Genomic DNA, 21,955 nt, shown 5'->3' on the forward strand with positions numbered 1-21,955 from the left:
GTACAGACCTCTTGACCGCTGGTCCAGACCTTCTTACTCTCCCCTCACAACTGTGGTGAGCGTGTTCAGCATGCGCACTCTCACCTGGCGGCACAGGTTCCCCATCGGACCTCATTCGAGGAGCACTCCTTGAGCACAGGAACCTTAGGACGCACCAAACGCTCCAGACGTACCGTCACCAGGGTCGGCGCGGCCCTCGCCTCGTTGCTCCTCCCCATCGCCGCGCTCGTCGGCCTGACCGCGACCCCCGCACAGGCGGCCGCCGACGCCACGGCTACGTTCGTCAAGACCTCCGACTGGGGCACCGGCTTTCAGGGCGAGTGGACCGTCAAGAACACCGGCTCCTCCCCCATCAACGGCTGGACCGTCGAGTGGGACTTCCCCTCCGACACCACCGTCGGCGCGTACTGGGACTCGCTGATCAGCAGCTCCGGCGCGCATTACACCGCGAAGAACCGGGAGTACAACGGCACCATCCCGCCCGGCTCCAGCGCCACCTTCGGCTTCGTCGCCGCGGGCAACGGCGAGCCCGCCGGCTGCAAGCTCGACGGCGGCCCGTGCGACGGCTCCTCGCCCACCGACACCCCGCCGACCGCACCCGGCCAGCCCACCTCCACCGGCGTCACGGCCAGCACCATCTCGCTGACCTGGCCCGCCGCCACGGACGACAAGGGCATCAAGAACTACGACGTCTACCGCGGCGACAGCGTGGTAGGCACGGTCGGCGACACCTCCTTCACCGACACCGGGCTGAGCGCCGACACCGAGTACACGTACAAGGTCGTCGCCCGCGACACGGCCGGGCAGACCGGCCCGGAGTCACCGTCGGCCGCCTTCCGTACGAGCAGCGGCGGCGGCACCGACAATCCGCCTTCGGCGCCCGGCGTCCCGCGGGCGACCGCGACCACGGACACCACGATCGCCCTCAAGTGGCCCGCCGCCACTGACGACAAGGGCATCAAGAACTACGACGTCTACCGCGGCACCGTGAAGGCCGCGACCGTCGGCAAGCTCGCCTACACCGACACCGGGCTGACCCCGGGCACCGACTACAGCTACACGGTCGTCGCCCGCGACACGTCCGACCAGGTCGGCCCCGCCTCCCAGCCGCTGACCGTACGGACCACCGGCGGCGAGCAGCCGTCCACGGACCGCATCAAGGCCGGGTACTTCGTGCAGTGGGGCATCTACGGCCGCGCCTACACCATGAAGAGCCTGGAGACGAGCGGCGCCGCCGGCAAGCTCACCCACCTCAACTACTCCTTCTCCAACATCGACCCGAACAACCTCACCTGCCTCAACGGCGTCACCAAGGCCACCACCCCCAACCCGCAGGACCCCAACCAGGGCGACGGCGCGGGCGACTCCTGGGCCGACTATGAGAAGGGCTTCGGCGCGGGCGAGTCGGTCGACGGTGTCGGCGACACCTGGGACCAGCCGCTGGCGGGCAACTTCAACCAGCTCAAGAAGGTCAAGGCCAAGCACCCGAAGCTCAAGGCCCTCATGTCGATCGGCGGCTGGACGTACAGCAAGTACTTCTCCGACGTCGCCAAGACCGAGGCGTCCCGGCAGAAGTTCGTGAAGTCCTGCGTCGACATGTACCTCAAGGGCGACCTGCCGGCCGCCAACGGCCGCGGCGGCAAGGGCGCGGCAGCCGGGATCTTCGACGGATTCGACATCGACTGGGAGTGGCCGGGCTCCGACGGACACGCGGGCAACCACGTCTCCAAGGACGACAAGGCCAACAACACGCTGCTCTTCGCCGAGTTCCGCAAGCAGCTCAACGCGCTGTCCTCGGAGACCGGCAAGAAGTACCTGCTGACCGCCTTCACCCCGGCCGACCCCGCCAAGCTCGACGCCGGCTGGGACATCACCACCAAGGACGGCAACCCCAGCGTCTTCGACTACATGGACTTCGCCAACGTCCAGGGCTACGACTTCCACGGCTCGGGCAGCGACGACAGCTGGGAGCCCAAGCGCACCGGCCACCAGGGCAACCTCTATCAGGACGCCAAGGACCCGTACGACACCAAGTTCAGCGTCGAGAAGACCGTGAACGCCTACCTCGACGCGGGCGTCAAACCGAGCCAGGTCGCCCTGGGCCTCGCCTTCTACGGGCGCGGCTGGCAGCAGGTCGCGGACGGCGGCGCGAACGGCGCGTGGCAGAGCGCGAGCGGCGCGGCCCCCGGCCAGTTCCCGGAGGAAGCGGGCACCCGCGGCTACGACAACCTGATCGCGTCCGTACCGAATCTGAAGGTCTACCACGACGAGACGGCGGTGGCGACCTACGGCTACACCGGCGCGAACGGGCAGTGGTGGACCTTCGACGACGTCTGGTCCATCAACAAGAAGATCGCCTGGCTCAAGACGAAGAAGCTCGGCGGCGTGATGATCTGGGAGATGACCGGTGACAGCGGCACCCTGATGACCGCGGTGGACAACGGCCTGAAGTAAGCGGGCCGCCATAGAACGACCGGGGGCAGCGAGTCGCCCGCTGCCCCCGGTCTCCGCATGTGCGGGGACGTGCGCCCGAGCTACGCATGTGCGGGGACCGTACGTCCGGGCTATGCCACGTTGACCCGCTGGCCGGGCGGCGCCGCCTCCAGCCAGGCCAGGAAGCCGGTCAGGGCGTCCTCGCTCATCGCCAGCTCCAGCCGCGTACCGCGGTGCACGCAGACCAGGACGACGGCGTCGGAGAGCAGCGCCAGCTCCTCCTCGCCGCGCGGGGTGCGGCGGTCCAGGACCTCGATGGAGGCGCGCTCCAGGACGCGGCGCGGGCGGGGCGCGTACGAGAAGACGCGGAACCATTCGATCCGGTCGCCGTTGTAGCGGGCCACCCCGTACACCCAGCCCTTGCCGCTGGGCTCCGCCTCCGGCTCGGTCACATTCCAGCGCAGGGAGCAGTCGAAGGTGCCCCCGGAGCGCTGGATGAGCCGTCTGCGCAGCCCGAAGACGAAGAGTCCCACCAGGACCAGCAGGACGACGCTGCCGCTCACGAGCAGAGCGAGGACCATCTTCACCGACCTCCTCGCGTCATCTAGTCCAACCGCACCTGCATCGCCTCAGCCGCGGACTGCCCTGGAATGTTCCAGTGCCGTCCGCGGCTGAGGATTCCGCGGGTCTCCGGGACAGCTCCCGGAACCCCACAGTACGTTCTTATGGGCCGTGGGTTCAGTGCACACCCGCGACCGCGCGCAGCCGGACGTCCGCGCGCCGCTCGGCGGCCGCGTCCGTCTCCGACTTCGCGCGCTCCAGCGCCCGCTCCGCGCGCTGGACGTCGATCTCGTCCGACAGCTCGACGATCTCGGCGAGCAGCGAGAGCTTGTCGTCCGCGAACGAGACGAACCCGCCGTGCACCGCGGCGACGACGGTCCCGCCCTCGCTCGTACGGATGGTCACCGGGCCGGACTCCAGCACACCGAGCAGCGGCTGGTGGCCGGGCATGACGCCGATGTCACCCGACGGGGTCCGCGCGATGACCAGAGTGGCCTCGCCGGACCAGACGCTTCGGTCCGCCGCGACCAGCTCGACGTGCAGCTCAGCAGCCAACGTGGCTCCTCGGGTCTCCACCTGCCGGACATGGCAGGTGTGGGGTCGAATACTTCGAATACTAGTGGCCAAGGCGGCCGGGGGCGGCGGGTACCCGCCCCCGGCCGGTCAGCACGGGCTCAGGAGACGCCCAGCTCCTTGGCGTTGGCCTTCAGGTCCTCGATGCCACCGCACATGAAGAACGCCTGCTCGGGGAAGTGGTCGTAGTCCCCGTCGCAGATCGCGTTGAACGCGGAGATCGACTCGTCGAGCGAGACGTCCGAACCGTCCACGCCGGTGAACTGCTTGGCGACGTGGGTGTTCTGCGACAGGAAGCGCTCCACCCGGCGGGCGCGGAAGACGGTGAGCTTGTCCTCCTCGCCGAGCTCGTCGATGCCGAGGATCGCGATGATGTCCTGGAGGTCCTTGTACTTCTGCAGGATCGTCTTGACGCGCGAGGCGCAGTCGTAGTGGTCCTGCGAGATGTAGCGCGGGTCCAGGATGCGGGACGTCGAGTCCAGCGGGTCCACCGCCGGGTAGATGCCCTTCTCCGAGATCGGGCGCGAGAGCACGGTCGTCGCGTCGAGGTGCGCGAAGGTCGTGGCCGGGGCCGGGTCGGTGAGGTCGTCCGCCGGCACGTAGATCGCCTGCATCGAGGTGATCGAGTGGCCGCGGGTCGAGGTGATGCGCTCCTGGAGGAGGCCCATCTCGTCCGCGAGGTTCGGCTGGTAACCCACCGCGGACGGCATGCGGCCGAGCAGGGTGGACACCTCGGAACCGGCCTGGGTGTACCGGAAGATGTTGTCGATGAAGAAGAGCACGTCCTGCTTCTGCACATCGCGGAAGTACTCCGCCATGGTCAGACCGGCCAGGGCGACGCGCAGGCGGGTGCCCGGCGGCTCGTCCATCTGGCCGAAGACGAGCGCCGTCTTGTCGATGACGCCGGACTCGGTCATCTCCTCGATGAGGTCGTTGCCCTCACGGGTACGCTCACCGACGCCCGCGAACACCGACACACCGTCGTGGTTGTTGGCGACGCGGTAGATCATCTCCTGGATGAGCACCGTCTTGCCGACGCCCGCGCCGCCGAACAGACCGATCTTGCCGCCCTTGACGTACGGGGTCAGCAGGTCGATGACCTTGACGCCGGTCTCGAACATCTCGGTCTTCGACTCAAGCTGGTCGAAGTTGGGCGCCTTGCGGTGGATCGGCCACCGCTCGGTGACCTCGGACTCCGCCTCGGGCTTGTTCAGGATCTTGCCAAGGGTGTTGAACACCTTGCCCTTGGTGACCTCGCCGACCGGCACGGTGATGCCCGTGCCGGTGTTGACCACCGTGGCCTGGCGGACCAGGCCGTCGGTGGGCTCCATCGAGATCGCGCGGACCACGCCGTCGCCCAGGTGCTGGGCGACCTCAAGGGTCAGCGTCTTGAGCTTGCCGTTCTCGGCCGGGTCGGCGACCTCGACATGCAGCGCGTTGTAGATCTCCGGCATCGCGTCGACGGGGAACTCCACGTCGACGACCGGCCCGATGACCCGCGCGACGCGGCCCGTGGCCACGCCGGCCGCTGCGGCCGTCTCAACAGTGGTGGTCATGGTTATCGGTCACTCCCCGCGGTCGCGTCGGCCATGGCGCTCGCACCGCCGACGATCTCGCTGATTTCCTGGGTGATTTCGGCCTGGCGGGCCGCGTTGGCAAGCCGCGAGAGCGTCTTGATGAGCTCTCCGGCGTTGTCGGTAGCCGACTTCATCGCGCGGCGGGTGGCGGCGTGCTTGGAGGCAGCCGACTGGAGCAGCGCGTTGTAGATGCGGCTCTCGACGTACCGCGGCAGCAGGGCGTCGAGAACGCCCTCCGCCGACGGCTCGAAGTCGTAGAGCGGAAGGATCTCGGCCTTCGCGGCCGCGGCGCCGTCCGACGCCCCCTGCCCGTCCGCGGCGAGGCTCAGCGGCAGCAGGCGGTCGTCCACCGGCTGCTGCGTCATCATCGACACGAACTCGGTGAAGACGATGTGGAGTTCGTCCACGCCGCCCTCGGCGGTGTCCTGCTGTACGGCCTCGATCAGCGGTGCCGCGACCATCTTGGCGTCCGCGTAGGTCGGGCTGTCGGTGAAGCCGGTCCACGACTGGGTGACCGGGCGCTCCCGGAAGTCGTAGTACGCGACGCCCTTGCGGCCGATGATGTAGGTCGTGACCTCCTTGCCCTCCGAGCGCAGCCGCTCGGTGAGCCGGTCCGCCGCCTTGATGGCGTTGGACGAGTAGCCGCCGGCCAGCCCGCGGTCGCTCGTGATGAGCAGCACCGCGGCCCGTACCGGGTTCGCCACCTCGGTGGTCAGGGCGTGCTTGGTGTTCGAACCGGTGGCAACCGCCGTCACCGCACGGGTGAGCTCACTCGCGTACGGCGTCGATGCCGCCACCTGGCGCTGCGCCTTGACGATGCGCGAGGCGGCGATCATCTCCATCGCCTTGGTGATCTTCTTGGTCGCGGTGACGGAGCGGATGCGACGCTTGTAGACCCGGAGCTGGGCTCCCATGGATCAGGTCCCTTCCGTCGTCGTCACTTCGAGGTACCGGCCGGGGCGTCGTCACCGAGAAGATCGCCGCTCGAAGTCTCGAACTGCTTCTTGAAGGTGGCGACGGCGTCGGCGAGCGCCTGAATGGTGTCGTCGGACATCTTCGCGCCCTCGACGATGCTGTTCATGAGGCCCTTGTGCTCACGGCCCATGTAGTCGAGCAGCTCGCGCTCGAAGCGCTGGATGTCCTCGACCGGCACATCGTCCATCCTGCCGGTGGTGCCGGCCCAGACGGAGACGATCTGGTCCTCGATCGCGTACGGCGCGTACTGACCCTGCTTGAGCAGCTCGGTCATCCGCTTGCCGCGCTCCAGCTGCGCCTTGGAGGCCGCGTCCAGGTCGGAACCGAAGGCGGCGAACGCCTCCAGCTCGCGGTACTGGGCGAGGTCCACGCGCAGTCGGCCCGAGACCTGGCGCATCGCCTTGTGCTGGGCGGAGCCGCCGACGCGGGAGACCGAGATACCGACGTTCAGCGCCGGCCGCTGGCCCGCGTTGAACAGGTCGGACTCCAGGAAGCACTGGCCGTCGGTGATGGAGATGACGTTGGTCGGGATGAACGCCGAGACGTCGTTGGCCTTGGTCTCGACGATCGGCAGACCGGTCATCGAGCCCGCGCCCATGTCGTCGGAGAGCTTCGCGCAGCGCTCCAGCAGACGGGAGTGCAGGTAGAAGACGTCGCCCGGGTACGCCTCGCGGCCCGGCGGGCGGCGCAGCAGCAGGGAGACGGCACGGTAGGCGTCGGCCTGCTTCGACAGGTCGTCGAAGACGATCAGGACGTGCTTGCCCTCGTACATCCAGTGCTGGCCGATGGCCGAGCCGGTGTACGGGGCGATGTACTTGAAGCCGGCCGGGTCGGACGCCGGAGCCGCGACGATCGTCGTGTACTCCAGGGCGCCGGCCTCCTCCAGCGCGCCGCGCACGGACGCGATGGTGGAGCCCTTCTGACCGACGGCGACGTAGATGCAGCGGACCTGCTTCTTCGGGTCGCCGGAACGCCAGTTGTCGCGCTGGTTGATGATCGTGTCGACGGCCAGGGCGGTCTTGCCCGTCTGGCGGTCGCCGATGATCAGCTGGCGCTGGCCGCGGCCGATCGGCACCATCGAGTCGACGGCCTTGAGGCCGGTCTGCATCGGCTCGTGCACGGACTTGCGGACCATGACGCCGGGCGCCTGGAGCTCCAGGGCTCGGCGGCCTTCCGTCTCGATCTCGCCGAGGCCGTCGATCGGGTTGCCGAGCGGGTCGACGACGCGGCCGAGGTAGCCCTCGCCCACCGCGACGGAGAGCACCTCACCGGTGCGCTGCACCGGCTGGCCCTCCTCGATGCCGCTGAACTCGCCGAGGACGACCGCACCGATCTCGCGCTCCTCAAGGTTGAGGGCGAGGCCGAGGGTGCCGTCCTCGAACTTCAGCAGTTCGTTCGCCATGGCCGAGGGAAGTCCCTCGACCTTCGCGATGCCGTCGCCGGCAACGCTGACCGTACCGACCTCCTCGCGCGAGGCCGCGTCCGGCTTGTACGCCTGGACAAAGTTCTCCAGCGCGTCCCGGATCTCCTCCGGCCGGATCGTGAGCTCCGCCATCTGGGTTCCCTGCTCTCCTTGTTGGGCCCGAAGTTTCTTGCGGGGCCGGGGGGCCACGCGGCGTGCGCCGCTCCTGTCACGGCCCCCTGGGGTTTCCGCTACGGCCCAACTCGGGCCGCGGTCTTGCTCTTGAGTTGGTGGTGGCCGGTCAGCCGGCCATCCGCCGGGTCGCCTCTTCGAGGCGGTCCGCGATGGTCCCGTTGACGATCTCGTCGCCCACGCGCACCGACACCCCGCCGAGGACCTCGGGGTCCACATCGAGGTTGAGGTGCACCTGCCGCCCGTACAGCTTGGCCAGCGCGGCGCCCAGGCGCTGCTTCTGTCCATCGCTCAGCGGCACCGCGGAGCGGACCTCGGCGACCATGCGGTCGCGCCGTTCCGCGGCCAGCTTGGAGAGGGCGGTGAGCCCTCCCTCAAGGCTACGGCCTCGCGGCTGGGCGACAAGGCGGACTACGAGCCGCTCGGTGACCTGGTGCGCCCGGCCGCCGAGCAGGCTGCGCAGCAGCTCCGCCTTGGCCGCGGTGGTCGCCAGCTTGTCGGTCAGCGCGGCCCGCAGCTCCGTCGAGGAGGAGACGATCCGGCCGAACCGGAAGATCTCGTCCTCGACCGTGTCGAGGGCGCCGGAGCGCTGCGCCGCGATGAGGTCGGCGGAGTCCGCCAGCTCCTCGATCGCGTCGACCAGGTCGCGCGAGCGCGACCAGCGGGAGCGGACCATGCCGGAGACCAGGTCCGCGGCCTCGCCGCCCACCTGGCCGCCGAGCAGCCGGCCCGCCAGCCCGGCCTTGGACTCGGCGTCCTGCGCCGGGTCGGTCAGGACCCGGCGCAGCGACACCTCGCGGTCGAGGAGCGCGGTGACGGCGGCCAGGTCCTCGGCGAGCTTCGCCGCGTCGACGGACGTGTTGTCCGCCAGTGCGTCGAGGCGCTCGCGCGCGGCGCCCAGCGCCTCACGGCTCGCGCCGTGCATCCCTGTGGCAGCCGTCATCGCTTCGCCTCGGCCGTCGTCGCGCTCTCCTCAAGTCCGTCGAGGAAGCGGTCGATGGTGCGGCTCTGCCGGGCGCTGTCCTCAAGGGACTCGCCGACGAGCTTGCTCGCCAGGTCGGTGGCGAGCTTGCCCACGTCCTGGCGGAGCGAGGCCGCCGCGGCCTTGCGGTCGGCGGCGATCTGGGCGTGCCCGGCAGCGATGATCTCCTCACGCTGCCGCTGGCCCTCGATCCTCATCTCGGCGATGAGTGCGACGCCCTGTTCCTGCGCCTCCTGGCGCATCCGCGCGGCCTCGTGGCGGGCGTCGGCGAGCTGGGCCCGGTAGTCCTCAAGGACCTGCTGAGCCTCGGCCTCGGCGGCCTCGGCCTTCTCCATGCCGCCTTCGATGGCCTCACGGCGCTCGTCCAGAACCTTGTTGATGTTCGGGAGGAGCTTCTTGGCGAGGAAGCCGAAGACGATGAAGAAGGCGATAAGGCCGATGACGAGCTCTGGGATCGGCGGGATGAGGGGGTTTTCCGCCTCCTCGGCCGCCATCTGTACCAGGGCGTTCACATCAATGCCTTTCGTCAGAAAAACTGGTCAGTACGCCTGGGCCTACTGGCCGTAGACGAACGGCAGCACGATGCCGATCAGGGCGAGCGCCTCACAGAACGCGAAGCCCATGATCTGGTTGGCGCGGATCAGGCCGGCCGCCTCGGGCTGACGGGCGAGGGCCGAGGTGCCGTTGCCGAAGATGATGCCGACGCCGACGCCGGGGCCGATGGCCGCGAGGCCGTAGCCGATGGAGGCGACGGAGCCGTGAAGACCGTCGGCGGCAAGGGTCTGGAGAGCGGACATGCCGGTTCTTCCTTCTTTTCATGGGCCGGTGGGGGTTGGCCACCGGACGTCAATTGGTCTGTAGGTGCAGGGGGCTCAGTGGTGCTCGGCGAGCGCGCCCTGCACGTAGGTGCAGGCCAGGAGGACGAAGATGTAGGCCTGGACGGCCTGGATGAACAGCTCGAAGCCGGTCATCAGGATGGTCATCACGAACGAGACGCCGGAGTACGCGATGCCGATGCCGTTCAGCATGTACCAGCTGGCGACGGTGAACATCAGGATCAGCAGGTGGCCGGCGAACATGTTCGCGAAGAGTCGGACCGCGTGGGTGAACGGCCGGACCAGCACGTTCGAGAAGAACTCCAGGAACACGATCATGGGAAGGACCGGGCCCAGCGACTTGTCGTAGCCGGTGATGTTCTTCATTCCACCGACGAAGCCGTGCTTCTTGAACGTCAGGTACATCCAGAGGACGTAGACGATCAGGGCGAGCCCCGCCGGGAAGGCGATGATCGACGTCACCGGGAACTGGGCGACCGGAATGATCGACCACAGGTTCATGATCCAGACGAAGAAGAACAGCGAGACCATGAAGGGGACGTACTTCTCGCCCACCTTCTTGCCGAGGGCCTCGTAGACGATGCCCTTGCGCACGAAGTCGTAGCCGGACTCGCCGATCATCTGGAGCTTGCCCGGCACCACCTTGGCCCGGCCGAAAGCCGCCCAGAAGAACCCGATGATGACGACCGTGCTCAACAACGCCAGCAGCATTGGCTTGTTGACGTCATAGCCGCCGACGGTGAAGAGCGGTTCGAACATGAACGAGTGGAGGCCCGGAGCGGGAAAGCCACACCCATCGAAGAGGTGGCAATCGGTCTCGAAGGCGAGCATCTGGTCAGCACTCACCGCGAGCTCCTTCAGCGTGGCGCATAGGTACGGCAACCTCGTTGTGTCGGCGCGGCGCACAGCCACGGAGCGGCACTGGACTGGTCTTACGGATTTGGGGGCGGCTGGTCGGCGCGGAGCCGAATGGCTCAGCAGGCATCAGCTGCATGGACTGCCGATTCCGTCCCTGGAAACTCGGGGGTTCAGCTGCCTGCGTTTGCTGTGCCTCAGATGGCACCGGACGATAGCAGGTGAGCGGAGCGGTGTTTATCGCGGCCCTACCGGTCATGACGGAGACCCGGCGGGCGCGGACTTCTTCGCGTCGTCGGGTTCCGGTTCCACGTAGAGAATCTTGGCCTTCAGGTGGGCGCGCGTCTGCGCGGCGATCCACACCAAAGTCACAACCAGCAGGGTCAGCGCGAAGGCCTTGGTGTTGAACAGCGTCGTGTGTTTGAACACCGCGAGGAAGATCCCGACCAAGAGGAACTGCGTCGCGTACAGCATCAGGCCCATGGCCTGGAACAGGTGCGGGAGTTGTCGCGCGGTCCGCTGAAGGACGTAGTACCCCATCGCCATGATGCAGACCGACAGCAGCATGCCGACGACCGACCCGATCGCGCCCTTGCCGCCGGCCAGCGCGGCGCTGATCACGACGGCGATACCGCCGGTGACGGCGGCCGGTACGGCGCAGAGCAGGAGTGTTCGGGCGTCGTTGGACTGCATGAAGGGGTTCTCCGGCGGGAGTCGGAAGCAACGATTCGTCGTGGACGAGCGTATCCCCGGAGGTGAGATGGACCTCGCGACGAAGGACCGCACGCACTACGGTCCTTCGGCTCTAGCACCGGGTTTAGTGAACGGTATCACAAACTATTTGATGAGGTCTTTACCTACATCGTGTGCTGCCCATCACACGGGAGAGTTAATCCCGGCATGTTCACCGGACAGGGCGATCACTGTCTGGTATACGGCAGACTGCACCAAATCAGCGTTGACTGCTGATCTTCCTGTTATGGGTGAATCGTGACCGGTCGCCGATCGCCGTCGCGCCGTTGACCCCGGACGGCACCGGCTCCCGTTCCGCTTCCTCTCCCCCGCCCTCGGCGCCCTCGGCGTCCACGAGGGCCCGAGCCTCGGCGTCCGGGCTACCGGCCGCCGCCGCGGCCCTGGCGGCCCGCTTCCTCGCCGTCTGTTCCAGGAACGCGCGGCGGCGGTAGCGCGGCGGCACGAGGCGCTGGGCCCACAGCGGCGCGCGGGGCGTGAAGCGCGGCAGGAGCAGCAGGACGAGCCCGACGGCGCTGAGCAGGACGACCAGCAGCACGATCCACATGCTGAAGGAGTTCACCGAGTAGGCGACCGCGCCGAAGGCGATCAGCCCGGACCAGAAGTACATGATCAGCACGGCCCGGCTGTGCGAGTGGCCGATCTCCAGCAGCCGGTGGTGCAGGTGGCCGCGGTCGGCCGCGAACGGCGACTGGCCGTTCCAGGTGCGCCGCACGATGGCCAGAATCAGGTCGGCGACCGGCACCATCACGACGGTCAGCGGCAGCAGCAGCGGAATGTAGACCGGCACGGTGCCGTGCACCGCCGCCCGCTCCGAACCCGCGAACAGCCGCATCGCGTCCGGGTCCACCTGTCCGGTGATGGAGATCGCGCCCGCCGCCAGCACCAGGCCGATCATCATCGAGCCGGAGTCGCCCATGAAGATCCGCGCCGGGTGCATGTTGTGCGGCAGGAAGCCCAGGCACATGCCCATCAGGATCGCGGCGAACAGCGTGGCCGGGGCCGCCGCCTCGATGCCGTAGCCGAACCAGATCCGGTACGCGTACATGAAGAAGGCGGCCGAGGCGATGCACACCATTCCGGCGGCCAACCCGTCCAGCCCATCGACGAAGTTGACCGCGTTGATGGTGATGACGACCAGAGCGACCGTCAGCAGCGTGCCCTGCATGGGGGTCAGCGCGACCGTGCCGACGCCGGGCACCGGAATCCACAGGATCGTCAGGCCCTGGAGGACCATCACGCCCGCCGCGATCATCTGCCCGCCGAGCTTGACCAGCGCGTCCACGCCGAACTTGTCGTCCAGCACGCCCAGCAGCCAGATCAGCCCCGCCCCCGACAGCAGCGCCCGCGGCTCGTTCGACAGCTCGAAGACGCCCTTGAGGTTCTGCATATGGGCCGCGACCAGCAGCCCCGCGCACAACCCGCCGAACATCGCGATACCGCCGAGCCTCGGCGTCGGTTCGCGGTGCACGTCGCGCGCACGGATCTCCGGCACCGCGCCGGCCACCATCGCGAACTTCCGCACCGGTCCCGTCAGCAGATAGGTGACCGCGGCGGTGACGCACAGCGTCAGCAGATATTCACGCACAGGCTGCCCCAGAGGTTTCGCTGGCCATCACAGCCCCACACCATATTCGCGTCCACCCCCGAACAGTGAATGCGGTTGAGGACGTGCCCCGTTGGCGGATGGTGTCAGCCCTCAGGTGTGATCGGGATAAGGAGGGAATCTTCCGGCCAATTCCGCCACTTCCGCACGGGCCCGCGCGTCCTGTCGCAGCGCCGCGCCCACCAGCGCCCCGATGCGCGCCATCTCCGGCTCCGCCATCCCCTGCGTGGAGACGGCCGCGCTGCCCAGCCTGACGCCCCTGGCCCGCCCGTCGGCGCACGGGAGACCGCAGGTGTCCAGGACGACGCCGCAGGCCGCCAGACGGCCGCTGGCGGTCCGCGCGTCGATGCCCAGCGGCGCGACGTCCGCGGTGATCAGATGCGTGTCCGTGCCGCCCGTGCTCACCGCGAGCCCCTCGGCCCCGAGCGCCGCGGCCAGCACCCGGGCGTTCGCCACGCACTGGTGCGCGTACGCCGTGAAGGCCGGGGTGGCGGCCTCGCCGAAGGCCACCGCCTTCGCCGCGACCGTATGCATCTGCGCGCCGCCCTGCGTGAACGGGAAGACCGCCCGGTCGATCCGGTCCGCCAGCTCCGCGCCGCACAGGATCAACCCGCCGCGCGGCCCCCGCAGCACCTTGTGCGTGGTGGCGCACACCACGTCCGCGTACGGCACCGGGCTGGGCGCCGCACCGCCCGCGACCAGGCCGATCGGGTGCGCGGCGTCCGCGATCAGATACGCCCCGGCCTCGTCGGCGATGTCCCGGAAGGCCGCGTAGTCCACATGGCGCGAGTACGAGATCGAGCCGCAGACGATCGCCTTGGGGCGGTGCGTACGGGCCAGCTCGCGCACCTGCCCGTAGTCGATCAGGCCGGTGGCCGGCTCGACGCCGTAGCCGACGAAGTCGAACCAGCGGCCGGAGAAATTGGCGGGCGATCCGTGCGTGAGGTGCCCGCCCTGGGGGAGCGCCATGGCCAGCACCGTGTCGCCGGGGCGCAGCAGCGCCGCGTAGGCGGCGAGGACGGCCGAGGAGCCGGAGTGCGGCTGGACGTTGGCGTGCTCGGCGCCGAAGAGCGCCTTGGCCCGGTCGACGGCGATCCGCTCGGCGAGGTCCACCAGCTCGCAGCCGCCGTGGTGGCGGGCGCCGGGGTAGCCCTCCGCGTACTTGTTGGCGAGCGGCGAGCCGAGGGCGGCCAGGACGGCGGGGGAGGTGAAGTTCTCGGCGGCGATGAGCTGGAGTCCGGCGGACTGCCGGCCGAGCTCGGCGAGGAGCAGCCCCGCCAGCTCCGGGTCCTCGCGGCGCAGCGCGTCGAAATCGGGGCCCCAGTGGGTGTGGGGTGCTGCTGCGGCGACCGGCATGGCACTGGCTCCGGACCTTGAGGGGTGGTGCACCCCAATGTAGGCCCGCTCCCCGGCGCCCGCAGCCGGTCAGGTCCGGGTGGGGACTCCGGTGAGCGCGGTGACGACCGGGTCCAGGGCCTGGTTGATCTCGTCGCCGATGGAGCGGAAGAAGGTGATGGGGGCGCCGTACGGGTCGTGGACCTCGTCGGCCTCGGCGTTCGGGGCGAGCAGCCAGCCGCGCAGCGCGGCGGCGGCCTGCACCAGTGCCCGGGCGCGCCCGACGACGCCGCCGTGCACGGGGTCGGGCAGCGTGGCCGGGTCTATGGCCCGTACGAGCCGGGTGAACTCCTTGAGCGTGAACGTGCGCAGCCCCGCCGAGTGCCCCATCGAGATGACCTGGGCGCGGTGGTCGCGGGTGGCGGTCAGCACCAGGTCGGCGCGGATGACGTGCTCGTCGAGGAGCTCGCGGCCGATGAAGCCGTCCGGGTCGGCGCCGAAGTCGGCGAGCACCGTCGCGGCGTGCGCCTCCATGGGCGCGCCCTCGTGGCCCCAGGTGCCGGCGCTCTCCACGACGAGGCCGCCGGCGAAGGGGTCGCCGAGGCGGTGGGTGAGGGCATAGCGGGTCAGCCGCTCGGTGATGGGCGAGCGGCAGACGTTGCCGGTGCTGACGTGGAGGATGCGGAAGGTGTCGACGGTGAGGTCCGGTCCCGCTATGCCACGCCCCTGCGGGGCGATCAATTGGCCACCTCAAGATCGGGTACGACCTCGCGCAGCTGCTCGGCGCTGAGTGCGCCCGCCCGCAGCAGCACCGGCGTGCCGCGGGTGACATCGACGATGGAGGACGGCACGGCGGCCGGGGTGGGCCCGCCGTCGAGGTAGACGGAGATGGAGTCGCCGAGCATCTCCTGGGCCGCGTCGCAGTCCTGCGGGGAGGGGTGGCCGGTCAGGTTGGCGCTGGAGACGGCCATCGGGCCGAATTCGGTGAGCAGCTCGATGGCGACCGGGTGCAGCGGCATCCGGACCGCCACGGTGCCGCGGGTCTCCCCCAGGTCCCAGGTCAGCGACGGCTGGTGGTTGGCGACGATGGTGAGCGCGCCGGGCCAGAACGCGTCGACGAGCTCCCATGCCTGTTCGGAGAAGTCGGTGACGAGCCCGTGCAGGGTGTTCGGCGAGCCGACGAGCACGGGCGAGGGCATGGTCCGGCCGCGTCCCTTGGCCTCCAGGAGGTCGCCGACGGCCTCGGCGCTGAAGGCGTCCGCGCCGACGCCGTAGACGGTGTCGGTGGGCAGCACGACCAGTTCGCCGCGGCGGACCGCCGCTGTCGCCTCGCGCAGGCCGGTCTTGCGGTCGGTCGCGTCGCTGCAGTCGTATCGCCGTGCCATCACATCTCCTTCGCGAAGCGGTCACTGGGGTCGAGCGTGCGGGGTGTCGCGGTCACGGCGTCGCCCTGCGGGCCGTCGCGAACCGCGGGCGGTTGTTGAGGTCGGGGTGGTCGGCGGCGTCCGCCCAGCCCCGCTCCTCGGTGAAGATCCACGGCACCTGGCCGCCCTGGGTGTCGGCGTGCTCGATCACCACGACGCCGCCGGGGCGCAGCAGCCGGTGGGCGGTGCGCTCGATGCCCCGGATGGTGTCCAGGCCGTCCTCGCCGGAGAACAGCGCGAGCTCGGGGTCGTGGTCGCGGGCCTCCGGTGCGACGTACTCCCACTCGGTCAGCGGGATGTACGGCGGGTTGCTGACGAGCAGGTCCACCTGGCCGTCGAGCTCGGGCAGCGCGGTCAGCGCGTTCCCGTGGTGGAGAACGACGCGGGACCCCTCGACGTTCTTGCGGGCCCATGTCAGGGCGCCCTCGTCGAGCTCGACGGCGTGCACGCGCGAGCGCGGCACCTCCTGGGCGAGGGCGAGGGCGATGGCGCCGGAGCCGGTGCATAGGTCGACGATGAGCGGCTCGACGACGTCCATGGCGCGTACGGCGTCTATGGCCCAGCCGACGACCGACTCGGTCTCCGGGCGGGGCACGAACACCCCCGGCCCGACCTGGAGTTCGAGGTAGCGGAAGAAGACGCGGCCGGTGATGTGCTGGAGCGGTTCGCGGGCCTCGCGGCGGGCGACGGCCTCCCAGTAGCGGGCGTCGAACTCGGCGTCGGCGACGTTGTGCAGCTCGCCGCGTTTGACGCCGTGCACGTACGCGGCCAGCTCCTCGGCGTCGAAGCGGGGCGAGGGGACGCCCGCGTCGGCCAGTCGCTGGGTCGCCTGGGCCACCTCGGCGAGCAGCACGGATCGGGGGTGCGGGGGTCGCCCCCCGGCAGATTGCTGCACGCTGTTCCTCCGGCTTGCGAACTTGCGAGAACGTTGGGACTGGACTGGCCGGGACCCGCGGGCGGGCGGGCCCGCCGGGTCCGCGGAGCTTACTGGGCGGCCGCCAGCTTGGCCGCCGAGTCGGCGTCGACGCACGCCTGGATCACCGGGTCCAGCTCGCCGTCGAGGACCTGATCCAAGTTGTACGCCTTGAAACCGACCCGGTGGTCGGAGATGCGGTTTTCCGGGAAGTTGTACGTCCGGATGCGCTCGGACCGGTCCACCGTACGGACCTGGCTGCGCCGCGCGTCGGACGCCTCGCGCTCGGCCTCCTCCTGGGCCGCGGCCAGCAGCCGCGAGCGCAGGATGCGCAGCGCCTGCTCCTTGTTCTGGAGCTGGCTCTTCTCGTTCTGGCAGGAGACCACGATGCCGGTGGGCAGGTGCGTGATGCGCACGGCGGAGTCGGTGGTGTTGACGGACTGGCCGCCGGGGCCGGAGGAGCGGTAGACGTCGATGCGCAGGTCGTTGGGGCCGATCTCGACCTCGACCTCCTCGGCCTCCGGGGTGACGAGCACGCCCGCGGCGGAGGTGTGGATGCGGCCCTGCGACTCGGTGGCGGGCACCCGCTGCACGCGGTGCACCCCGCCCTCGTACTTCAGGCGCGCCCAGACGCCCTGGCCGGGCTCGGTGGCGCCGCCCCCGCCCTTGGTCTTCACGGCCACCTGTACGTCCTTGTAGCCGCCGAGATCGGACTCGTTGGCCTCCAGGATCTCGGTCTTCCAGCCGACGCGCTCGGCGTAGCGCAGGTACATCCGCAGCAGGTCGCCGGCGAACAGCGCGGACTCCTCGCCGCCCTCGCCGGCCTTGACCTCAAGGATCACGTCCTTGTCGTCGCTGGGGTCGCGCGGCACCAGCAGCAGCCGCAGCCGCTCGGTCAGCTCCTCGCGCTGCCGCTCCAGGTCCTTGACCTCGGCGGCGAAGTCAGGGTCGTCCTGGGCCAGCTCGCGGGCGGTCTCGATGTCGTCGCCGGTCCGCTTCCAGGAGCGGTAGGCGCCGATGATCGGGGTCAGCTCGGCGTAGCGCTTGTTGAGCTTGCGGGCGTTGGCCTGGTCCGCGTGGACGGCGGGGTCGGCGAGCCGCTTTTCGAGGTCGGCGTGTTCGCCGATCAGTTCCTCGACTGCCTCGAACATCAAGATTCCCTAGCTGGAGGTGACGGGCCTGCTGGACGACAAAGCGCCGGTCCGGTCACCCCTCGAAGTCGAGAGGCGACCGAGGACCGGCGCCTGCGGGTCGCTACTTCTTGGCGGACCCGGCGTTCTTGCCGAAGCGGGCCTCGAACCGCGCCACACGGCCACCAGTGTCGAGGATCTTCTGCTTGCCCGTGTAGAACGGGTGGCATTCGGAGCAGATGTCGGCACGGATGTTGCCGCCCGTGACCGCGCTGCTACGAGTGGTGAAGGAGGCGCCGCAGGTGCAGCTGACCTGGGTCTCGATGTACTCCGGGTGGATGTCGCGCTTCAAGGGGTGCTCCTAAGTTCGGGAGGGCGCCGGGTCGTAGAGGCGGGATTGCCTTACGTGAACCGGGACCAGCGGACCAGTTTGCCAGTACTGCCCGCATACCCCAAAACCGGGGGGCGGGGCCGGATATTCCCAGGCCCCCGCCGGGCCGCGAACGAGGCGCGCGCTCACCGCCGCGGGACCGCGGGGCGTACGGGCCTCCGCGGCCCGTACGCCCGTCCGTCACTTGACCACGTCGTCGGCGCCGGTCTTGTCGCCCGCGGAGCCCTTGACGGCGTCGTCGGGGATCGGCTGGTCGGCGTGGAGCGCCTGCCAGATCTTGCTCGCCTTGGAGTCCATCGGCACCACCCGGTTCGGGTCGTTGGCGTCGTAGGCGACCGGCAGCGTCACCATCCGCATATCGCCGGAGCCTATGGACTTCAGGCCCTTCGCGAAGCCCAGCAGCTTGTCGACGGAGGCCAGGTCGGAGTCGGTGGTGAGCGCCGAGGTGGCGGTGTCCGCGACCCCGTACAGCTTGCCGGGGCTGGTGAACAGGCCGATCGACTTCATCTGGTCGAGCAGCGCCTTGATGAACGCCTGCTGGAGCTTGATCCGGCCGAGGTCGCTGCCGTCGCCGACGCCGTGCCGGGTGCGCACCAGTCCGAGCGCCTGCTCGCCGCGGAGCGTGTGGGTGCCCGCCGTGAGGTCGAGGTGGCTGTCCTCGTCGTGTATCGGCTTGGTAGTGGTGATCTTGACGCCGCCCAGCTCGTCGATGAGCTTCTGGAAGCCGGCGAAGTCGACCTCCAGGTAGTGGTCCATGCGGATGCCGGTCATGGCCTCGACGGTCTTGACCGCGCAGGCCGGTCCGCCGACCGAGTAGGAGTCGTTGAACATGGCGCTCTTGACGGGCGGCGTGGTCTTGCCGTCCGGGGCCGTGCATTCCGGCCGGGAGACGAGGGTGTCGCGGGGTATGGAGACGACGCTGGCCGTCTTATGGCCCTTATAGACATGCACGATCATGGCGGTGTCGGAGCGGGCGCTGCCCTCGTCCTTGCCGAATTTGCCATTCGCCCCGGCCCGTGAGTCGGAGCCGAGCACGAGGATGTCCTGCGAGCCGTTGTCGACGTCCTTGGGGCGGTGCGTGCCGAGTGCGGCGTTGATGTCGACGCCGGTCAGATTCCCATTGAACTTGAAGTAGAGAAAGCCAAGACCGCCACCGCCCAGCAGCACCAGGCCGGCGGCTATCCAGGCGGTGATCAGCAGCGCCTTGCGGCGCGGGCTGCGCGCCTTGCGGCGGCGGCCGCGAGCGCGCCGGCGGTGTCCCGCGGCCTGCCCGCTCTTGCTCTCCTGTGCCATCCGCTCCTCAATCCTCCGCTGTGCTCGGGTACCCCCTGCCGTATTGGTCAGGCGCGGTTTCTCGGTCGTCTGTCAGACGCCGAGGCAAGCGTCAGGGTTGCACAGGGAGCTTTAAGGACTTTCTTAGAAAGCGTTTGTCCCGGCCCTTCGGCGGATACTCCCCCGCGCTCCCGACCTGCGATTTCAAGCGGAATCCCGGAGCCCGTTCCGAGTAGCGGTGCCGGTGTTTCCTGTGTTGTAGATCTCAAGCCGGCAGGCCCCCGCCACGGTTGTGACGGGGGCCTGCTGGATAAACGCGGGAGGCGGACCGATACGGGATCAGTCGTTGCCGTTCGGCGTCGTCTTGGCGATCTGCATCAGGAACTCGGCATTCGACTTCGTCTGCTTCATCTTGTCCAGCAGCAGCTCGATGGCCTGCTGCGAGTCGAGCGCGTGCAGCACCCGGCGGAGCTTCCAGACGATGGCGAGCTCCTCCGAGTTGAGCAGGATCTCCTCCTTGCGGGTGCTGGACGCGTCCACGTCCACCGCCGGGAAGATGCGCTTGTCGGAGAGCTTCCGGTCGAGCTTGAGCTCCATGTTGCCGGTGCCCTTGAACTCCTCGAAGATCACCTCGTCCATCCGCGAGCCGGTGTCGACCAGCGCGGTGGCCAGGATGGTCAGCGAGCCGCCGTCCTCGATGTTGCGCGCGGCGCCGAAGAACTTCTTCGGCGGGTAGAGCGCGGTCGAGTCGACACCGCCGGAGAGGATGCGTCCGGAGGCGGGGGCGGCGAGGTTGTACGCGCGTCCCAGGCGGGTGATGGAGTCCAGCAGGACGACCACGTCGTGACCCAGCTCGACGAGGCGCTTGGCGCGCTCGATGGCCAGCTCGGCGACGGTGGTGTGGTCCTCGGCCGGGCGGTCGAAGGTCGAGGAGATGACCTCGCCCTTGACCGACCGCTGCATGTCGGTGACCTCTTCCGGACGCTCGTCGACCAGGACGACCATCAGGTGGCACTCGGGGCTGTTGACCGTGATGGCGTTGGCGATCGCCTGAAGGATCATGGTCTTGCCGGTCTTCGGCGGCGCCACGATCAGCCCACGCTGGCCCTTGCCGATCGGTGCGACCAGGTCGATGATCCGGGTCGTCAGCACGCCCGGGTCGGTCTCCAGGCGCAGCCGGTCCTGCGGGTACAGCGGGGTGAGCTTGCCGAACTCCGGCCGCCCGCGCCCGGATTCGGCCGCCATGCCGTTGGCCGAGTCGAGGCGGACGAGCGCGTTGAACTTCTCGCGGCGCTCGCCGTCCTTGGGCTGCCGCACGGCGCCGGTGACGTGGTCGCCCTTGCGCAGGCCGTTCTTGCGGACCTGGGCGAGGGAGACGTACACGTCGTTGGGGCCGGGCAGGTAGCCGGAGGTCCGGATGAACGCGTAGTTGTCGAGGATGTCGAGGATGCCCGCGACGGGGATCAGCACATCGTCGTCGGAGACCTGCGGCTCGTTGCCGAAGTCGTCACGGCCGCGCCGCCCGCGCCGGTCGCGGTAGCGGCCGCGCCGGCCGCGGCGGCCGCCCTCGAAATCGTCGTCGTCCTGCTGGCCGCCGCCACCGCGGTTGTCGCGGTTGTCGCGCTGCTGGCGGTTGCCGCCCTGCTGGCCGCCGCCACCGTCGTCGTTCTTGTTGCCCCGGCGGTCGCCGCGGTCCTGACGGTCGCGCTGGTTGCCGCGGTCCTGCTGGTTGCCGCGGTCCTGGCGGTCCCCGCGGTCCCGGCGGTCGTTCTTCTGGCCGCGGTCCTGACGGTCGCCGCCGGCCTTGCCGGACCGGCCCTCGGCGGTGTCCTGAGCGGACGCCGACGTGGCGGCCTCGGCCTTGGTGTCGGTCTTGATGTCGGTCTTCTCCTCGACCTTGACGTCCGCCTTCGCCTCGGCCTTGGTCTCGGCGCCCTCGGGGCTGCCCGACGGGGCGGTGGCGCGACGGCGGCGGCGCTCACCGGCCGGCTGCTCGTCGCTGTTCGGCTGGCCGGGGATCTCGATCTGCTGCTGGGCCGCGGCCTTCTCGGCGGAGGGCGCGCTCTTGGCGGCCTTGTCGGTCTTCTCTGCCTTGTCCGCCTTCTCGGCCTTGGGGGCCTTGCCGGTCCCGGCGGCGGCCTCGCTCTCGCCCGTACGGGCCTTGGAGGTCGTACGGCGCTTCGGCTTGGTCTCGGCGGCCGGGGCCTCGGCGGGCTTGTCGGAGCCGGAGCCTTGGCCCTGCTTCTCCTTGATGACCTCGATCAACTGGCCTTTGCGCATCCGCGCGGTGCCCTTGATGCCGAGGCTGGAGGCGAGCTGCTGGAGCTCCGCCAGGACCATGGCGTCGAGGCCCGTGCCCGAACGGCGCCGCCGGGAGGCACTGGCAGGGGCAGCACCGGTGGCAGGCGCGGCGGGAGCGTCCGTGGCGGGCGCGGAGGCATTGCCGACGGAACCGTCGGCGGTCACGCCCATCAGATCGGTGGTGTCGCTCACGAAGGGGTCCTTCCCTGGAGCGGGCGTCGGCCTGTCTGGCTCGGCGACCGGTTGTGCTGTCCGGCTGCGGTCCTTGGCTTGCGGACCGGGCCGGGGCGGTGGTCCGCCGGTACGGCGGAAAGATCAATTCATGGTTCCGGCGTGAAGGAGATCAGAAGTGACGCATCACCCATGTCGCTCACGCCGATTCCGGAGCGTGCTCGAAACTGCTCAGGCAGGCTGCTCAGGCAGTTGGGGAGGCTCCCGGAAGAAAGG

General features: G+C 69.5%; 20 protein-coding genes. 1 reads left to right on the top strand and 19 read right to left on the bottom strand.

All coding sequences use genetic code 11. From position 1 onward, the window contains the following. The first annotated feature begins 129 nt into the window (after window positions 1-129). A complete protein-coding gene (locus AB0I22_RS22770) occupies window positions 130-2,454 on the top strand; it encodes a glycoside hydrolase family 18 chitinase (protein ID WP_363132685.1) in 2,325 nt (774 codons plus the stop codon). A gap of 110 nt (window positions 2,455-2,564) precedes the next feature. On the opposite strand, the gene AB0I22_RS22775 is transcribed toward AB0I22_RS22770, so the two are convergent. The 19 genes from AB0I22_RS22775 to rho form a co-directional block, all read right to left on the bottom strand. Next, window positions 2,565-3,014, bottom strand: coding sequence for a DUF2550 domain-containing protein (locus AB0I22_RS22775; RefSeq protein WP_363132686.1), 450 nt, complete (start codon window positions 3,012-3,014; stop codon window positions 2,565-2,567). 157 nt (window positions 3,015-3,171) lie between these two features. Next, window positions 3,172-3,549: a F0F1 ATP synthase subunit epsilon gene (locus AB0I22_RS22780; RefSeq protein WP_363132687.1), complete on the bottom strand. Its 378-nt coding sequence runs from the start codon at window positions 3,547-3,549 to the stop codon at window positions 3,172-3,174. Between the two features lie 119 nt (window positions 3,550-3,668). Beyond that, window positions 3,669-5,123 (bottom strand): F0F1 ATP synthase subunit beta, encoded by a 1,455-nt coding sequence (gene atpD, locus AB0I22_RS22785; RefSeq protein ID WP_363132688.1) that lies wholly within the window; start codon window positions 5,121-5,123, stop codon window positions 3,669-3,671. A 2-nt stretch (window positions 5,124-5,125) separates the two neighbouring features. Beyond that, window positions 5,126-6,058 carry a F0F1 ATP synthase subunit gamma gene (locus AB0I22_RS22790; protein WP_363132689.1) on the bottom strand — a complete coding sequence of 311 codons (933 nt, stop codon included), beginning with the start codon at window positions 6,056-6,058 and terminating at the stop codon, window positions 5,126-5,128. A gap of 23 nt (window positions 6,059-6,081) precedes the next feature. Continuing rightward, window positions 6,082-7,674, bottom strand: a complete 1,593-nt coding sequence (gene atpA, locus AB0I22_RS22795) for a F0F1 ATP synthase subunit alpha (protein WP_363132690.1) — start codon at window positions 7,672-7,674, stop codon at window positions 6,082-6,084. A 148-nt stretch (window positions 7,675-7,822) separates the two neighbouring features. Further along, complete coding sequence (locus AB0I22_RS22800; protein ID WP_363132759.1) at window positions 7,823-8,638, bottom strand: F0F1 ATP synthase subunit delta; 816 nt, start codon at window positions 8,636-8,638, stop codon at window positions 7,823-7,825. A 14-nt stretch (window positions 8,639-8,652) separates the two neighbouring features. Beyond that, window positions 8,653-9,207, bottom strand: coding sequence for a F0F1 ATP synthase subunit B (locus AB0I22_RS22805; protein ID WP_363132691.1), 555 nt, complete (start codon window positions 9,205-9,207; stop codon window positions 8,653-8,655). Between the two features lie 42 nt (window positions 9,208-9,249). Then, a complete protein-coding gene (locus AB0I22_RS22810; protein WP_363132692.1) occupies window positions 9,250-9,492 on the bottom strand; it encodes a F0F1 ATP synthase subunit C in 243 nt (80 codons plus the stop codon). 75 nt (window positions 9,493-9,567) lie between these two features. Then, on the bottom strand, window positions 9,568-10,362 hold the full coding sequence (atpB, locus tag AB0I22_RS22815) for a F0F1 ATP synthase subunit A (RefSeq protein WP_363132760.1): 795 nt from the start codon (window positions 10,360-10,362) through the stop codon (window positions 9,568-9,570). Between the two features lie 279 nt (window positions 10,363-10,641). Further along, entirely contained in the window at window positions 10,642-11,079 is a 438-nt protein-coding gene (locus tag AB0I22_RS22820) for a hypothetical protein (protein WP_363132693.1), read from the bottom strand. A gap of 259 nt (window positions 11,080-11,338) precedes the next feature. Next, window positions 11,339-12,736, bottom strand: a complete 1,398-nt coding sequence (locus AB0I22_RS22825) for an MraY family glycosyltransferase (protein WP_363132761.1) — start codon at window positions 12,734-12,736, stop codon at window positions 11,339-11,341. A gap of 99 nt (window positions 12,737-12,835) precedes the next feature. Beyond that, on the bottom strand, window positions 12,836-14,098 hold the full coding sequence (glyA, locus tag AB0I22_RS22830) for a serine hydroxymethyltransferase (protein ID WP_363132694.1): 1,263 nt from the start codon (window positions 14,096-14,098) through the stop codon (window positions 12,836-12,838). A 69-nt stretch (window positions 14,099-14,167) separates the two neighbouring features. Further along, window positions 14,168-14,818 carry a protein-tyrosine-phosphatase gene (locus AB0I22_RS22835; RefSeq protein ID WP_363132695.1) on the bottom strand — a complete coding sequence of 217 codons (651 nt, stop codon included), beginning with the start codon at window positions 14,816-14,818 and terminating at the stop codon, window positions 14,168-14,170. Beyond that, complete coding sequence (locus AB0I22_RS22840; protein WP_363132697.1) at window positions 14,815-15,462, bottom strand: L-threonylcarbamoyladenylate synthase; 648 nt, start codon at window positions 15,460-15,462, stop codon at window positions 14,815-14,817. The genes AB0I22_RS22835 and AB0I22_RS22840 overlap by 4 nt, the downstream gene beginning before the upstream one ends. Before the next feature lie 52 nt (window positions 15,463-15,514). Beyond that, window positions 15,515-16,396 (bottom strand): peptide chain release factor N(5)-glutamine methyltransferase, encoded by an 882-nt coding sequence (prmC, locus tag AB0I22_RS22845; protein ID WP_363132698.1) that lies wholly within the window; start codon window positions 16,394-16,396, stop codon window positions 15,515-15,517. An 89-nt stretch (window positions 16,397-16,485) separates the two neighbouring features. After that, entirely contained in the window at window positions 16,486-17,565 is a 1,080-nt protein-coding gene (prfA, locus tag AB0I22_RS22850; RefSeq protein WP_363132699.1) for a peptide chain release factor 1, read from the bottom strand. A gap of 103 nt (window positions 17,566-17,668) precedes the next feature. Continuing rightward, on the bottom strand, window positions 17,669-17,896 hold the full coding sequence (gene rpmE / locus AB0I22_RS22855) for a 50S ribosomal protein L31 (RefSeq protein ID WP_363132700.1): 228 nt from the start codon (window positions 17,894-17,896) through the stop codon (window positions 17,669-17,671). A 219-nt stretch (window positions 17,897-18,115) separates the two neighbouring features. Continuing rightward, a complete protein-coding gene (locus AB0I22_RS22860) occupies window positions 18,116-19,228 on the bottom strand; it encodes an LCP family protein (protein WP_363132701.1) in 1,113 nt (370 codons plus the stop codon). A 318-nt stretch (window positions 19,229-19,546) separates the two neighbouring features. Further along, window positions 19,547-21,700: a transcription termination factor Rho gene (rho, locus tag AB0I22_RS22865; RefSeq protein ID WP_363132702.1), complete on the bottom strand. Its 2,154-nt coding sequence runs from the start codon at window positions 21,698-21,700 to the stop codon at window positions 19,547-19,549. Window positions 21,701-21,955 lie beyond the last annotated feature (255 nt).

Origin of the sequence: Streptomyces sp. NPDC050610 (assembly GCF_040654875.1) — a bacterium.
GTDB lineage: Bacteria > Actinomycetota > Actinomycetes > Streptomycetales > Streptomycetaceae > Streptomyces.